This is a genomic window from Xanthomonas sp. NCPPB 2250 (assembly GCF_056725265.1).
Map to the genome: position 1 here is coordinate 809672 of NZ_CM161520.1, position 16764 is coordinate 826435.

The 16764-nt window shown below is 69.8% G+C and carries 8 protein-coding genes; 5 read left to right on the forward strand and 3 right to left on the reverse strand.

All coding sequences use genetic code 11. The features are described 5' to 3' along the window. The first annotated feature begins 60 nt into the window (after nucleotides 1-60). Complete coding sequence (locus AC1PMG_RS03430; protein WP_481110172.1) at nucleotides 61-984, forward strand: IS110 family transposase; 924 nt, start codon at nucleotides 61-63, stop codon at nucleotides 982-984. Between the two features lie 70 nt (nucleotides 985-1054). Here AC1PMG_RS03430 and AC1PMG_RS03435 read toward each other — a convergent pair whose 3' ends face one another. The 3 genes from AC1PMG_RS03435 to AC1PMG_RS03445 form a co-directional block, all read right to left on the reverse strand. Beyond that, a complete protein-coding gene (locus tag AC1PMG_RS03435; RefSeq protein ID WP_481110668.1) occupies nucleotides 1055-2341 on the reverse strand; it encodes an AGE family epimerase/isomerase in 1287 nt (428 codons plus the stop codon). Between the two features lie 92 nt (nucleotides 2342-2433). Then, entirely contained in the window at nucleotides 2434-3738 is a 1305-nt protein-coding gene (locus AC1PMG_RS03440) for a sugar MFS transporter (RefSeq protein WP_481110669.1), read from the reverse strand. Further along, nucleotides 3735-4784, reverse strand: coding sequence for a LacI family DNA-binding transcriptional regulator (locus tag AC1PMG_RS03445; RefSeq protein WP_167087862.1), 1050 nt, complete (start codon nucleotides 4782-4784; stop codon nucleotides 3735-3737). The genes AC1PMG_RS03440 and AC1PMG_RS03445 overlap by 4 nt, the downstream gene beginning before the upstream one ends. A gap of 132 nt (nucleotides 4785-4916) precedes the next feature. Between AC1PMG_RS03445 and AC1PMG_RS03450 the strand changes: the two genes are divergently transcribed. The 4 genes from AC1PMG_RS03450 (at nucleotide 4917) to glgB (ending at nucleotide 16748) form a co-directional block, all read left to right on the forward strand. Then, nucleotides 4917-7268, forward strand: coding sequence for a GH92 family glycosyl hydrolase (locus AC1PMG_RS03450; RefSeq protein WP_481110670.1), 2352 nt, complete (start codon nucleotides 4917-4919; stop codon nucleotides 7266-7268). Nucleotides 7269-8059: 791 nt separating this feature from the next. Continuing rightward, nucleotides 8060-11218: a maltotransferase domain-containing protein gene (locus AC1PMG_RS03455; protein WP_481110671.1), complete on the forward strand. Its 3159-nt coding sequence runs from the start codon at nucleotides 8060-8062 to the stop codon at nucleotides 11216-11218. Next, nucleotides 11215-14568, forward strand: coding sequence for a maltose alpha-D-glucosyltransferase (gene treS / locus AC1PMG_RS03460; protein WP_481110672.1), 3354 nt, complete (start codon nucleotides 11215-11217; stop codon nucleotides 14566-14568). Before AC1PMG_RS03455 ends, treS begins: the two co-directional genes overlap by 4 nt. Further along, the gene (glgB, locus tag AC1PMG_RS03465) at nucleotides 14565-16748 is read left to right on the forward strand and encodes a 1,4-alpha-glucan branching protein GlgB (protein ID WP_481110673.1); all 2184 of its coding nucleotides are present in this window, start codon (nucleotides 14565-14567) and stop codon (nucleotides 16746-16748) included. Before treS ends, glgB begins: the two co-directional genes overlap by 4 nt. Nucleotides 16749-16764 lie beyond the last annotated feature (16 nt).

The window sequence follows — 16764 nt, forward strand, 5'->3', positions numbered from 1 at the left end:
CCACAAGCATGGGCATCGGCAGGAGCGCTCTCGTCCCTGAGTCTACTGTGGAGAACGTCTATGCGGCGCTATGTCGGGATCGATGTATCCAAGGCCGAACTGGTCATTCATGTCCTGCCGGACGAGCAGGCCTGGACCCAGCCCAATACGCCACAGGGGCAGTGTGCGCTGGCCCAACGTCTGGCTGGGCTGGGCTGCGAGCGGATCGTGCTGGAAGCCAGCGGTGGCTACGAACGTGCCGTGCTGCAGGTGCTCCGAAAGGCAGGCCTGCCGGCGGTGCGGATGGCCGCCGATCGTCCGCGCAAGCTAGCCCAGGCCTTGAGCCTGCATGCCAAGACCGATGCCCTGGACGCGCGCCTGCTGGCCATGGCTGCCCAGCGCATCCCGACCACGCCCACGCCCGTGGTGCCCGAGCACCAGCAGTCTCTTCGCGAACTGCTGGACCTGCGCGCCACCGTGGTCGGTCAGCGCGATGCCCATCGGCGGCGCCTGGAGCACATCACCAGCGCCAAGGTGCAACGCCACTGCCGAGAGGTAATCGCTCTGCTGAACCAGCAGATCCAGACGTTGACGCAGGAGATCGAGCAGCAGGGCAGGACCTGCTCGAGCCTCCCCAAGGTGCCAGGGCTCGGCACGATCCTGCGCGCGGTCCTGGCCGCGCGGCTGCCGGAACTGGGCACGCTGCCGCCGCGCAAGATCGCCGCCTTGGTCGGACTGGCCCCGTTCAATCACGACAGTGGTTGCTGGAAAGGCCAGCGCCGCATCAAAGGCGGACGTGCCGACGTGCGAGGCGTGCTGTACATGGCCACCTGGGCCAGCATCCGCGCCAAATCCCCCTTGGCCAACACCTACGCGCGCCTGCGCGCAGCGGGCAAGCCGGCCAAGGTCGCCATCGTCGCCTGCATGCACAAGTTCCTGCGCTGGCTCAATGCCATCGCGCGCGATCAGGCCCAATACGCTCCTCCTGTCATCGCGGCTGCTTGACAGTTGACTCCTACGACCGACAACACATAAGGGCGCCGGATCGCCGGCGCCCATGCTTGCCGCGTTGGTGTTACGCGAACGCTTTGCTGCCGCGCATCACCGCCAGCACGTCATGGCAGGCGCCCATGGTGTGGTAGTCGGTCTTGCCGGCCGGGCTCTTCTCGTCGCTGTAGCTGCGGTTGTCGCGGCTGAGGATGCGGAACCAGGCGCCGTAGCGGTGGTCGACCAGGTGCTCCCAGGAGTAGGCCCACAGCTTGTCGTAGGCGGCGCGATACGTGGCATCGCCGGTGGCGGCCAGCAGCCGGGAGGCGGCGGCGATGGCTTCGGCCTGCACCCAGAAGTACTTGTCGTCGTCGCAGAAGTAGGTCGGCGCCGCGGCCACGTCGGGCACGCCGACCACCGGTGCCTCTTCGGTGCCGGAAGCGAAGCCGTAGACGATGCCGCCATGCTGCGCGTCCCAGCCGTGCGCCAGCGCGGTATCGAACAGGTGCCGCGCAGTCGGCAGCAGCCAGCCCGGTGCGGTGCCGGTGCCCGCCTGCAGGTGCCCGTGCAACAACACCAGCAGCTTGGACCACTCGACCTGGTGGCCGGGCTGGAAGCCCCACGGCCGGAACAGGTGCTTGGGGTTGTCGCGGTTGTAGTCCCAGTCCACCTGCCAGTCGGCGTCGTAGTGCTCCCACACCAGGCCGCCGGCCAGCGCCGCCTGGCGGCGGGTGATGTGGTCGGCCAGCAGCAGCGCGCGCTGCAGGTAGCGCGGCTCGGCGCTGGCCTCGTAGGCGGCGATCAGCGCTTCGCACAGGTGCATGTTGGCGTTCTGGCCGCGGTAGCTGGAGAACGTCCACTCCGGGGTGGCCTCGTCGCGGTACAGGCCGGCGGCGGCGTCCCAGTAGCGGGTTTCCAGCAGCTGCCAGGTCTCGTCCATCCACGCATCGGTGTCCAGGCCGGCCTTCTTCGCGGTGGCGTAGGCCAGCAGCACGAAGGCGGCGCCGTAGGCGTGCTGGGTGCGGTCCTCGGCCACGCCGTCGCGCAGGGTCCACACGTAGCCGCCGCTGGCGGCATCGCGGTGCACCTCGCGCAGGTAGTGCAGGCCGTGGCGCGCGGCGTCCAGGTACTCGGCGGCCAGCGCCGAGTCGGCGAACTCGATCGCCGCCATCGCGTAGTTGAAGACGAAGCGGGTACTGCTGACCAGGTGGCGATGGCCGGCGTCGTACACGCTGCCGTCGTCGCGGAAGTAGTGGAAGAAGCCGCCCGCCGGATTGATCGCGCGCGGGTGGTAGAAGGCCATGGTGTCGGCGATGTGCGCGCGCAGGACGGCGGCGTCGGCGAAGTCGGGCAGGGGCGTGGCGGGCAGGTTCATGCGGTTGGCTGGCGAGCTGGGTGAGGGAGGGGAAGGCGTTGGTGCGCGGCGACGCGTGTGCGCCGCCGCCGTGCCGGGAACGGATCAGCGGATCAGTGCATCACGCGCGCGGTCGGCGCGGTGGTGGGTGCGGCCGCCGCCAGCTCCGGCGACAGGCGCGAACCGCGCAGGCCGTACCAGACGATGTAGGCGTAGCACAGCAGCGGGATCACGAAGGCGTGCTGGATGCCGATGGCGTCGGCCAGCGCACCCTGCGCCAGCGGCACCAGGGCGCCACCGACGATGCCCATGATCAGCAGGCTGGAGGCCTTGCTGGTGAGCACGCCCAGGCGTTCGATGGCCACGGTGAAGATGGTGGGGAACATGACCGAATTGAACAGGCCGATCGCGATCACGCTCCACATCGCCACGTGGCCGGTGCTGAGCATGGTGGCGATCAGCAGCAGCGAGGCGATGCCGGCGAAGGTCGCCAGCAGCTTGCGTGCCGGGACGAACTGCAGCAGCGCCGCGCCGGCGAAGCGGCCGACCATCGCGCCGCCCCAGTAGAACGGCAGATAGTGGCTGGCAGCGGCTTCGGTCAGGCCACCGGTGGTGGGGCCGGAGATGTAGTTGATCAGGAAGCTGCCGATCGACACTTCCGCGCCCACGTACATGAAGATCGCCACCACGCCCCACAGCAGGTGCGGGTGGCGCAGCGCGTCGGCGAAGCGGTGATGCGATTCGGTGCTGGCGTCGTTGTCCTCGCGCAGCGACGGCACCCGCATCACCAGCACGAACACCGCCAGCAACAGCAGGCCGCCGGCCAGCATCAGGTAAGGGATTTCCACCGAGCGCGCCTGCTCGATGCGGTAGGCGGACAGCTGCGCGGGATTCATCGCCGCCAGCTGGTCGGCGCCGAGCACCGCGCCGGCCAGGATCAACGGGCCGATCAGCCACGGGAACACGGTGGTGCCCAGCGAGTTCAGCGCCTGCGCGAAGTTGAGCCGGCTCGGCGCTTTCTCCGGGGCGCCGATCAGGCTGATGTACGGGTTGGCCGCCACCTGCAGCAGGGTGATGCCGCTGGCCAGCACGAACAGCGCGGTCAGGAACAGCGGGTAGGAGGGCAGGCGCGCGGCCGGATAGAACATCGCCGCGCCGATCGCCGCCACCACCAGGCCGATGACGATGCTGGCCTTGTAGCCGACCCGCGACACCACCGCACCGGCCGGCACCGACATCAGGAAGTAGGCGCCGAAGAAGGTGAACTGGATCAGCATCGACTGCGCGTAGTTCATCTGGAACACGGCTTTCAGATGCGGGATCAACACGTCGTTGAGGCTGGTCAGGCCGCCCCAGGTGAAGAAGATCATGCTGACCACCGCGATGGCGGCGGTGTTGGACAGCGGGCGACGGCTCATGCAGCGACTCCGGGAACGGGCGAGAGGGCGACCCGGCTGCTGGCGCGCAGGCACAGCCGGGCGGGGGCGATGGTAAGCGCAGGCAGGGCCTGGCGGTGGCGCAGCGCGTCCAGCACCAGGCGCGCGGCCTGCATGCCGCGCTCGCGCGGGGCGACGGCGACGGTGGACAGCGGCGGGGTGGCGACGGCGGCTTCGGGGATGTCGTCGAAGCCGATCAGTGCGTAGTCGCGGCCGGCCACGCGGCCGCGTTCGGCCAGGCCGCTGGCCAGGCCCAGCGCGACCACGTCGTTGTAGCAGACCAGCGCGGTCGGCAGCGGGTCGCGCGCGCACAGCGCGCCGGCCTGGCGCGCGGCTTCCAGCCGGGTCGGCGCGCATTCGATCAGCCACGCCGGGTCGACCGCGATGCCGGCGGCGGCCAGCGCCTCGCGGTAGCCGGCGCGGCGCTCGGCGCAGGAACTGGACTGGCGATGGCCGCCGAAGAAGGCGATGGCGCGGTGGCCCTGCGCCAGCAGATGTTCGGTGGCCAGGCGCGCGCCGCGGCGGTTGTCCAGTGCCAGCAGCGGCCAGTCGCCGTCCAGCGCGCGGTTGAACAGCAGCACCGGCAGGCGCGGCCCCAGCAGCTGGCGCAGCCGCGCCGCGTCGGTGTTCTCGGTGGGCGAGAGGATCATCGCCGCCGGGTGATGCTCGATCAGCGAGGCCAGCACGGTCTGCTGGCGCTCCGGCGATTCGCCGGTGCTGCCCATCAGCATCACGTAGCCGGCCTCGGCCAGCGCCGCGTCCACGCCGCCGGCGAACTCGGCGAAGAACGGGTTGGCCAGGTCGTTGACCACCAGCGCCACCGCGTTGGACGCGCGGCCGCGCAGGCTGGCCGCGCCGCGGTGGTAGACGTAACCCTGGCGGGCGATCTCCGCCGCCACCCGCGCGCGCGTGTCCGCGTGCACCAGCGGGCTGTTGCGCAGCACCAGCGACACGGTCGCCCGCGACACGCCGCAGGCGGCGGCGATGTCGGACACGGTGACGCGTTTGTCGGCGGGAGACGGCGCCACGGCGGATTAGACCGGTTCAAAAGGTCGCTCATCCTGCGCTGTCGTGATTCGATCCGCATTTTGCAGTGCAGCAAGGCATCGCAGCGGGTTTGTGCTATCGGTTTGGATCGATTCGATACCGGGGAGCCTGCCATGCGCAGCTCGAGGATGCTGGGCGGTGCCGCCGCACTGCTGCTGGCCGCGCTGTGGCCGATCGCGCCCGCCGTCGCTGCACCTGACGCCACGGTGGGCGAGCGTGCGGTGGCGGCGGTGGATCCCTTCATCGGCACCGGTGGCGAGGGCCACACCTATCCCGGCACCACGGTGCCGTTCGGCATGGTGCAGCTGAGCCCGGACACGCGCATCCAGCCGCGCAAGGATGCCTACGGCTGGGCGGCCGGCTACCGCTACGACGACCGCAGCCTGGTCGGCTTCTCGCATACGCACTTCTCCGGCACCGGCCACTCCGACCTGGGCGACGTGCTGCTGATGCCGATCAGCGGCGCGGTGCGGTTGGAACGCGGCGACCCGGACACGCCCGGCAGCGGCTACAGCGCGCGCTTCCGCCACGACGACGAGCGCGCCGAACCGGGCTACTACGCGGTAACCCTGGACGACTATAAGGTGCGCGCCGAACTCACCGCCAGCGCCCGCGTCGGCGTGCACCGCTACACCTACCCGGCCGGGCAGCCGGCGCACGTGCTGCTGGACCTGCGCACCAGCCTGTACGACTACCCGGGCAAGATCAGCTGGTCGCGGCTGCGCCTGCGCGCCGACGGCACCGTCACCGGCTTCCGCGAGACCCGCGGCTGGGCGCCGGGGCGGCAGCTGTACTTCGCCCTGCGCTTCTCGCAGCCGCTGCGCGGCCATGCCTTCCACAACACCGAGCAGGACATCCCCTACAAGGGCTTCCCGCCGCCGGGCGACAACGACCCCACCCAGCGCGCGCAGATCGAAGGCCGGCAACTGGTGGGCAGCTTCGACTTCGGCGACGCCCTGCGCGGGCCGCTGCTGGTCAAGGTGGCGATCTCGCCGGTCAGCGAGGACAGCGCCATCGCCAATCTCGACGCCGAAGTGCCGGGCTGGGACTTCGACGGCGTGCGCCGCGCGGCACGCGCGCAATGGGCGCAGGCGCTGGGCGCGGTGGAGGTGGATGCGCCGCCCGCGCAGCGCACCCAGTTCTACACCGCGCTGTACCACAGCCTGCTCGGCCCGACCCTGTTCATGGACAGCGACGGCCGCTACCGCGGGCCGGACAACGCCGTGCACCAGGCGCAGGGCTACACCCACTATTCGACGTTCTCGCTGTGGGACACCTACCGCGCGCTGCACCCGCTGCTGACCATCGTGCAGCCGCCGCAGCGCACCAACGACATCGTCAACTCGCTGCTCGCGCACCAGCGCGAAAGCCCCTACGGCGTGCTGCCGGTGTGGGCGTTCCATGGCCTGGAGACGTGGTGCATGATCGGCTACCACGCGGTGCCGGTGATCGCCGACGCGTACATGAAGGGCATCCGCGGCTACGACACCGATGCCGCGCTCAAGGCCATGGTGGCCAGCGCCGACTACGGCCCCTACGACGGCATCGCCCAGTACCGCGAACTCGGCTACGTGCCGATCGACGAGGAAGGCGAGGCCGCCTCCAAAACCCTGGAGTACGCCTTCGACGACTGGACCATCGCGCAGATGGCGCAGGACATGGGCCGCACCGAGGTCGCCGCCACTTTCTCCAAGCGCGCCGGCAACTGGCGCAACGCCTTCGACCCGGACACCGGCTTCATGCGCGCGCGCAAGCGCGACGGCAGCTTCCGCACCCCGTTCGATCCGGATGCCAGCGGTTACGGTACCGACTACACCGAAGGCAACGCCTGGCAGTACTCCTGGTACGTGCCGCAGGACGTGGCCGGTCTGGCCAGTGCGCATGGCGGCGACGACAAACTGCTGGCGCGGCTGGACCAGGTGTTCGACGCCAAGGTCGATCCCAAGGTGTTCGCGCACATGGAGGACATCACCGGCCTGATCGGCTGGTACGCGCACGGCAACGAGCCCAGCCATCACGTCGCCTATCTGTATGCCTACGCGGGGCAGCCGTGGCGTACCCAGGCGCGGCTGCAGCAGATCATGCGCAGCCAGTACGCGGCGCGCCCGGACGGCCTGGCGGGCAACGACGACATGGGACAGATGTCGGCCTGGTACGTGTTCACCGCACTGGGCTTCTACCCGGTGGCGCCCGCCAGCAACCAGTACATCCTCGGCCGCCCGTTCCTGCCGCGCGCCACCCTGGCGCTGCCCAACGGCAAGCGCTTCACGGTGATCGCCGACGGCCTGGACGACGCGCATCCCTATGTCGGCAGCGTCACCCTCAACGGGCGCCCGTTGAACCGCGCGTTCCTGCGCCACGAGGAACTCATGGCCGGCGGCGAACTGCGCTTCACCCTGCAGGCCACGCCCAACACCTCCTGGGCGGCGGCGGGTGCCGAGCGCGCCTATTCGATGAGCGAGTGAAGGCGCTACACCTATTCTGGGAGATGTCCTGTAGGGGCGGCTTCAGCCGCGACGGGCATTCCCGGTCAAGCCCTGTCGCGGCTGAAGCCGCTCCTACAGGGGCGTGCGGCGAGTCCCGCAGAGTGCATTGTGAGAGGGGACTCAGGCCTGACTGGCTGTAGCAATCGTTCATTGGATGGCTTCACTCGTCGCGACTGAAGTCGCTCCCACAGGTGCTTACGGCGCGCCTGCCGGGTGCACTGTGGGAGGGACTTAAGTCCCGACGCATTGCGCCAGCGGAAAGCACATCACTTCGCGCGTCGCGGCGGCATGACAGGTAGCTCCCAAGGGCCAGCGGCGTCCGGCTGGAGTGTGGCAGTAAGTTCGGAGATGCGTGGAAGCCGCGCCGGCGTGAGTCTGCGCCTGGATGACGGCCGAGGCCTCTGCGCCGCACTGCGGCCTCGTGCGCGACGCAAGCGCGAGCGTCAGCACCGCGTGAATTCGGCGTGATCCGCATTGCGTATGGCGCCGCGCAGCGTGCGCCGCCACACCTTGTCACAGCGCGTCGCGTCACATGCACGCGCATTTAATGTCATCCACACATTCCATTTGCGGCGTTCGTGGTCTTGTGGCGCGGCTGCATCGCATCGCGCGGACCGGGTGCGCCGGCACCGTTGCGATCTTTGGAAGCGCGACCGCGTGCAGGCGCATCCCGTTCCGACGCCGTTGCCATGCGACGGCGCAGTCCGCGCTGCCGGCAACGGCGCGCAGAGGCGACGTGTCCTTCTCATTCGTCGAACGGGATCTTCCGAATGCATGTCTGCCTGCTGTCTCTCTCTCCCCCTCACGATGCGGCCGCGCTGGACGCGGCCATGGCGGCGGCGCAGGCGCAGGGCTGCGATCACATCGTCCTGCCCAGTCCGTTCGCGCAGGACGCGGACGGACGCCTGCACGATCCGGCAGCCGACGATCCCGCCGGTCACGCGCAGTTGCGCAAGTGGATCCAGCGGGCCGAACAGCACGGCCTGCGCGTGGTGTTGGATCTGCGCATCGACGAGATCGGCGGCGGCAGCCGTCTGCTGCAGGAACATCCGCATTGGTTCCGCGCGCGCAGCTCGGCGTTGCCGGACCCGCGCGCCGAACGTGCCGCGCCGGACATCGCCCAGGGCCGTTTCTCCTCCGCCGAGGAAGGCGCGGGATTGGCGCAGTGGTGGAGCGCGCGGCTGCTCGACTGGGTGCATGGCGGCGTGGCCGGGTTCCGCGTGTTGCAGCCGCAGCGCGTGCCGGCGTCGCTGTGGCGCACGCTGATCGACGGGGTCCATGCGCAGGCGCCGCACGCGCGGTTCCTGGCGTGGACGCCCGGGCTGGGGCTGGACGCCTTGCGCAGCCTGGCCGGCGCCGGCTTCGATGCCGCGTTCTCCTCGCTGGCCTGGTGGGACGGCCGTGGCGACTGGTTCTTCGACGAAGACAGCGCGCTGCGTGCGCTGGCGGGCCGCGTGATCGCCACCGTCGACGCCGACGCACCTTCCGCCTCTCCGCTGCCCTTGCCGCGTGCGCAGCGGCAGCGCCTGGCCGCCGCATTCGGCGGTGCGTGGGCGATCGCCGCGCAAGACGCGCCGTCGGAACAGGAGCAGTCCGAGACCCATCACGTATCCTCTGAGAGCGACGCGTCCACGCCGGCCGCGTCGTTGCCCGATGCCACCACGTCGCTGCGCTTGCGCCCGCTGCTGCGCGACGGCGCGCTGACCGCGGTGGCGGTGGAGCCGCTGGACGGCACGCCGTGGCTGGTGCTGCTCAATAGCGATCGCGACCACCTGCTGCCGGTGCCGGGTCCGGCGCTGCTGCGCCTGCTCGGCGACAGCGAGGGCCTGCTCAGCGACCATGGCGATCCGATCCAGGGCGAGCAGGGCGGCACCCTGGAAGCGGGCGAGGTGCGCATCTATCGCAGCCTGCCGGCGCGCCCGGTGCTGACCGCGGCGCGCGCACGCACCCCGGCCGAGGTCGCCGCCGGCGAGGCGCGAGTGTGCATCGAGTCGGTGACGCCGTCGGTGGACGACGGGCGCTTCCCGGTCAAGCGCACGGTCGGCGACCGCGTCTGCGTCGAAGCCGATGCGTTCTGCGATGGCCACGACCGCATCGCCGTCGCCCTGCTGTGGCGTGCCGCCGATGCGCGGACCTGGTCCAGCACACCGATGCGCGCGCTCGGCAACGACCGCTGGCGCGGCGAGTTCCCCTTGCAGCGCCTGGGCCGCTACGAATTCCGCATCGAAGCCTGGCGCGATGTCTACGCCACCACCCACGCCGACCTGGAAAAGAAGCGTGCCGCCGGCACCCTGCTGCCGGTGGACGTGCAGGAAGCGCTGGCCCAGGTCGAGGCCGCACGCGGCCGCAGCCGTGGTGCACTGGCGACGCGGCTGAAAGCCATCGCCACCCGCATCGCCCGCGCCGGCGACCTCGCCGAGAAGGCACAACTGCTGCTCGAACCCGACACCGCCGAGGCGATGGCGCGTGCGGACGCCAAGCCGTTCCGCACCGAGTACCCGATGACGTTCCGGGTCGAGGCCGAACGCCGCGCCGCGCACTTCGCCAGTTGGTACGAGCTGTTCCCGCGCTCGCAGAGCGGCGACCCGCAGCGCCACGGCACCTTCGACGACGTGATCGCGCGGCTGCCGCACATCCAGGCGATGGGCTTCGATGTGCTGTACATGCCGCCGATCCATCCCATCGGCGAGAAGAACCGCAAGGGCCGCAACAACGCGGTGACCGCCGAGCCGGGCGAACCCGGCAGCCCGTATGCGATCGGCTCGGCCGAGGGCGGGCATACCGAGGTGCACCCGGAGCTGGGCGGGCTTGAAGGCTTCCGCCGCCTGCGCGCCGCCGCGGCCGCGCACGGCCTGGAACTGGCGCTGGACTTCGCCATCCAGTGCGCGCCGGACCATCCCTGGCTGCGCGACCACCCGGACTGGTTCACCTGGCGCGCCGACGGCTCCATCCCGTACGCGGAGAACCCGCCGAAGAAGTACCAGGACATCGTCAACGTCGACTTCTACGCTAGCGGCGCGGTGCCGGCGCTGTGGAATGCGCTGCGCGATGCGGTGCTGTTCTGGGTCAACGAGGGCGTCACCCTGTTCCGCGTAGACAACCCGCATACCAAGCCGTTCCCGTTCTGGGAATGGCTGATCGCCGAAGTGCGCGGGCGCCACCCTGAAGTGGTGTTCCTGTCGGAGGCCTTTACCCGGCCCAAGCCAATGTACCGGCTGGCCAAGGTCGGCTTCTCGCAGTCCTACACCTATTTCACCTGGCGCCAGCACAAGGCCGAGCTGCAGGCCTACATCGAAGAACTCAACAGCGGCGTGCCCAGCGAGTGCTTCCGCCCGCACTTCTTTGTCAACACGCCGGACATCAATCCGCTGTTCCTTCAGCACAGCGGGCGCAGCGGGCACCTGATCCGCGCCGCGCTGGCGACCACGTTGTCCGGGCTATGGGGCATGTACCAGGGCTTCGAGCTGTGCGAAGCCACGCCGCTGCCGGGTAAGGAGGAATATCTCGACTCGGAGAAGTACCAGTTGCGCGTGTGGCCGGAGCGCGCTCCGGGCGACATCGTCGACGAGATCACCCGTCTCAACCTGCTGCGCCGCCAGCATCCGGAGCTGCAGTCGCACCTGGGCACGCGCTTCTACGTCGCCCACAACGAGCAGGTGCTGTACTTCGGCAAGTTCCTCGATGCCGCGCACTTGGCGCGCGGTCGCAGCCTGGTGCTGGTGGCGGTGAGCCTGGATCCGCATGCGGCGCAGAACGCGCAGATCGAGGTGCCGCTGTGGGAACTGGGCCTGCCCGACCACGCCAGCGTCGCCGTGCGCGACCTGTGGGACGGCCACGACTTCGCCTGGCACGGCAAGACCCAACACATCCGCCTCGATCCGTCGCGGCCGTTCTCCCTGTGGCGCATCCGCGCCGGAGTCACCGCATGAATGTCGCCGCGCCGTCGTCCCCCCAACTTGAGCCGCGCGCACCGGCCGGCGATGCGCGCTGGTACAAGGACGCGATCATCTACCAGGTGCACGTCAAGTCGTTCTTCGACTCCAACGACGACGGCATCGGCGATTTCCCCGGGCTGATCTCCAAGCTCGACTACATCGCCGACCTGGGCGTGGATACGATCTGGCTGCTGCCTTTCTATCCCAGCCCGCGTCGCGACGACGGCTACGACATCGCCGAGTACATGGCGGTGCATCCGGACTACGGTAGCATCGCCGACTTCCAGCGCTTCGTGGAGCAGGCGCACGCGCGCGGCATCCGCATCGTCACCGAACTGGTGATCAACCACACCTCCGACCAGCACCCCTGGTTCCAGCGTGCGCGCATGGCCCCGGCCGGCTCGCCGGAGCGCGCGTTCTATGTGTGGTCGGACAGCGACCAGGACTACGCCGGCACCCGCATCATCTTCTGCGACACCGAGAAGTCCAACTGGACCTGGGACCCGGAGGCCGGCCAGTACTTCTGGCACCGCTTCTACTCGCACCAGCCGGACCTGAACTTCGACAACCCGGCGGTGCTGGAAGCGGTGCTGGAGGTGATGCGCTTCTGGCTGGACCTGGGCGTGGACGGGTTGCGCCTGGACGCGGTGCCGTACCTGATCGAGCGCGACGGCACCTCCAACGAGAACCTGCCCGAGACCCACGCCATCCTGCGCCGCATCCGCGCCACGCTCGATGCCGAGTATCCCGACCGCATGCTGCTGGCCGAGGCCAATATGTGGCCGGAAGACACACAGCAGTACTTCGGCGAGAACGCCGACGAATGCCACATGGCGTTCCACTTCCCGCTGATGCCGCGCATGTACATGGCAATCGCGCGCGAAGATCGCTTCCCGATCACCGACATCATGCGCCAGACCCCGGAGATCCCGGAGAGCTGCCAGTGGGCGATCTTCCTGCGCAACCACGACGAGCTGACCCTGGAAATGGTCACCGACTCCGAGCGCGACTACTTGTGGCAGACCTACGCCGCCGACCGCCGCGCGCGCATCAACCTCGGCATCCGTCGGCGCCTGGCGCCGCTGCTGGAGCGCGACCGCCGCCGCATCGAACTGATGACCTCGCTACTGTTGACGATGCCCGGCACGCCGGTGCTGTACTACGGCGACGAGATCGGCATGGGCGACAACATCCACCTCGGCGACCGCGACGGCGTGCGCACGCCGATGCAGTGGTCGATCGACCGCAACGGTGGTTTCTCGCGCGCCGACCCCGCCGCGCTGGTGCTGCCGCCGATCATGGACCCGCTGTACGGCTTCCAGGCGGTCAACGTGGAAGCGCAGCAGCGCGACCAGTACTCGCTGCTGACCTGGACCCGCCGCGTGCTGTCGGTACGCAAGCGCTACCGCGCGTTCGGCCGCGGCACGCTGCGCTTCCTGTACCCCGGCAACCGCCGCCTGCTCGCCTACCTGCGCTGCCACGAGGACGAGACCGTGCTGTGCGTGGCCAACCTCTCGCACACGCTGCAGGCGGTGGAGCTGGACCTGTCCGAGTTCGAGGGCCGGGTGCCGGTGGACATCCTAGGCGGCGGCAGCTTCCCGCCGATCGGGCGCCTGACCTATCTGCTCACCGTGCCGGCGTTCGGCTTCTACGCTTTCCAACTGGTCGGCAACGCCACCCTGCCGGACTGGCACGTGCCGGCACCGGTGCCGCTGCCGGATTACCAGACCCTGGTGCTGCGCGGCGGCACCGACAGCGCCGGCCTGCAACCGCATCTGCCGACGCTGGAGCGCGACATCCTGCCGGCGTGGCTGTCCACGCGGCGCTGGTTCGCGGCCAAGGACCGCGCGCTGCGCAGCGTGCACATCGCCCGGCGCACGCCGCTGTCCGGCGGCGACGGTCTCACCCTGCTGGAAATCGAGGCGGAACTGGACGACGGTGCGCACGAGCGCTACATCCTGCCGCTGGGCATCGTCTGGGAGCGCGAGCAGCCGAGCGTGCTGGCCGAGCAACTGGCGCTGGCACGGGTGCGCCATGGCCGCGAGGTCGGCTACCTGACCGACGCCTTCGCGCTGAAGCCCTTCACCCTGAGCATGCTCGCCGCGTTGCGCGACAATGCGGAGCTGCGCGTGGATGGCGAGGCCGGCAATGAAGCCGGCACCGAGCGCATCCGCTTCTGTCCGACGCCCGCATTGCAGCGCGTGAACATCCCTGCCGACCCGGAGATCCGCTGGCTGTCGGCCGAGCAGAGCAACAGCTCGCTGATTGTCGGCGACGCGGCGGTGTTCAAGCTGCTGCGCCGCGTGTCGGCCGGCATCAACCCGGAGATCGAGATCGGCGAGCGTCTCACCGCGCTGGGCTACGCCAACGCCGCGCCGTTGCTGGGCCATGTCGCCCGCGTCGAGGCCGACGGCAGCGAGACCACGCTCGCCCTGCTGCAGGGCTTCGTGCGCAACCAGGGCGATGCCTGGCGCTGGACGCTGGACCACTTGTCACGCGGTGCCGAGGAATACGACGCCGCGCAGGACGATGCCGCGCGGCTGGAAAGCGTGGCCGGCTACGACGCCTTCGCCACCCTGGTTGGCCGGCGCCTGGCGGAACTGCACGCGGTGCTGGCGCAGCCCAGCGACGCGCCCGCCTTCGCGCCGCAACCGGTGGATGCCGCTGCCGCGCAGCAGGTGGTGGATGGCGTGGTGCACGAAGTGCAGGCCATGTGGGACACCTTGCTGGCGCACCGCGACGCCCACGACGACCCGGCCGAACACGCTGCGGTCGACAGCCTGCTGGCCGAACGCGCGCGCCTGGATGCCTGGCTGCAGCAGGCGCCGGCGCTGCTGGCCGGCGCACTGCTGACTCGCGTGCATGGCGATTTCCATCTCGGCCAGATCCTGGTCGCGTTCGACGACGTGGTGCTGATCGACTTCGAAGGCGAGCCCGCCAAGTCGCTGGACGAACGCCGTGCCAAGGCCAGCCCGCTGCACGACGTCGCCGGTTTCCTGCGCTCGCTCGACTACGCCAGCGAAGTCTCCGCACGCGGCGAGGAGGGCACCGCCGCGCGGGTGGGCGTCGGCCTGGACACCGCGCAGGAGGCGTACCTGGCCGCGTTCCGCAGCCGCGCCAGCGCCGCGTTCCTGTCGGCCTACCGTGCCGTGCTCGATGCCAGCCCGCATCCGTGGGTGGCGCCAGCCGCGTTCGAGGCCACCACCTTGCTGTTCCTGATCGAGAAGGCCTGCTATGAAATTCGCTACGAGGCCGCCAACCGCCCGGCATGGATCATGGTGCCCATACAGGGACTGTTGCGCATACTCGACCGCTTTCCCGCGCCCCAGGAGTCGATTCGATGAGTGATGCCGTCCACGTCTGGGACGACGCGACGCAACGCGCCTTCGCCACCGCCCGCCATGGCGATCCGTTCGCCGTGCTGGGCGTGCATCGCCTCGGCAATGCGCGGGTGCTGCGCAGCTACCAGCCGGGCGCCGATGCGGTGCTGGCGGTGCTGGAGGACGGCAGCGAAGTGCCGCTGCAGCAGGGCCCGGAAGGCTTCTTCCACGCCGAACTGCCGGGTGAGGGCCGTTACCGCCTGCGCATCCGCTGGCCCGGCGGCGAGCAGGACACCGCCGACGCCTACGCCTTCGGCCCGCAGCTCAGCGACTTCGACCTGCACCTGATCGGCGAAGGCCATCACCTGCACCTGGCCGATGCGCTTGGCGCCAACGTGATCGAGGTCGACGGCGAACGCGGCACCCGCTTCGCGGTGTGGGCGCCCAACGCCTCGCGCGTGGCGGTGATCGGCGACTTCAACAGCTGGGACGCGCGCCGCCACCCGATGCGCCTGCGCCACCAGGCCGGCGTGTGGGAACTGTTCGTGCCGGGCGTCGGCCCCGGCGCGCGCTACAAGTTCGCCTTGCGCGGCCCGCGCGGCGAAGAACTGCCGGCCAAGGCCGACCCGGTCGCGCGCCAAGCCGAACTGGCGCCCGGCACCGCGTCCATCGTTGCCGACCCCACGCCCTTCCAGTGGCGCGACGACGCCTGGATGGCCACGCGCGCCCGCCGCCACGCCCCGCAGGCGCCGATCAGCGTGTACGAAGTGCACGCCGGCTCGTGGATGCACGCCGCCGACGGCAGCATGCTGGACTGGGACGCGCTGGCCGAGCGGCTGATTCCCTACGTGGCCGACATGGGCTTCACCCATATCGAACTGCTGCCGATCACCGAGCATCCGTTCGGCGGCTCCTGGGGCTACCAGCCGCTGGGCCTGTTCGCGCCCACCGCGCGCTTCGGCAGCCCGGAAGGCTTCGCCCGTTTCGTCGACCGCTGCCACCGCGAGGACATCGGCGTCATCGTCGACTGGGTGCCGGCGCATTTCCCCACCGACGCGCACGGCCTGGCCCACTTCGACGGCACCGCCCTGTACGAACACGCCGACCCGCGCGAAGGCTTCCACCGCGACTGGAACACCCTCATCTACAACCACGGCCGTCGCGAAGTCTCCGGCTTCCTGATCGCCAGCGCGCTGGAGTTCCTGCAGCGCTACCACGTCGACGGCCTGCGCGTGGACGCCGTCGCCTCCATGCTCTACCGCGACTACAGCCGCAACGCCGGCGAGTGGGTGCCCAACATCCACGGCGGCCGCGAGAACTACGAGACCATCGCCTTCCTGCGCCGGCTCAACCAGGTGGTGGCCGACCAGGCGCCCGGCGCCATGACCATCGCCGAAGAATCCACAGCCTGGCCCGGCGTCACCGCCGACCTCGCCCACGGCGGATTGGGCTTCGACTACAAGTGGAACATGGGCTGGATGCACGACAGCCTGCACTACATCGAACTGGACCCGATCTACCGCCGCTACCACCACGGCGAGATGACCTTCAGCATGGTCTACGCGTATTCCGAGCGCTTCATGCTGCCCATCTCCCACGACGAAGTGGTGCACGGCAAGCGCTCCCTGCTTGGCCGCATGCCCGGCGACGACTGGCAACGCTTCGCCAACCTGCGCGCCTACCTCGGCTACATGTACACCCACCCCGGACGAAAACTGCTATTCATGGGCTGCGAAATTGCCCAGCCCACCGAGTGGAACCACGACGCCGCGCTGCCCTGGCACCTGCTCGACCAACCCAACCACCGCGGCATCCAGCGTCTGGTCCGCGACCTCAACCGCCTCTACGCCGAACACCCCGCGCTGCACGCCCGCGACGACGAACCCGAAGGCTTCGCCTGGGTCATTGGCGACGACGCCGGCAACAGCCTGTTCGCCTACCTGCGCAAGGCCCGCAGCGGCGACACCCCGCTGCTGGTGGTGGCCAACCTCACCCCGCAGGTGCACCACGGCTACCGCATCGGCGTGCCCCGCGCCGGCCGCTGGCGCGAACTGCTCAACTCCGACAGCGAGATCTACGGCGGCAGCAACACCGGCAATGGCGGCAGCGTGCGCACCGAAAACGTCGGCGCGCATGGGCATCCGGCGTCGCTGGCGTTGACCATCCCGCCGTTGGCGGTGTTGGTGCTTGGGGTGGAGGAGTAGGGCGAGAGAGCAGAAG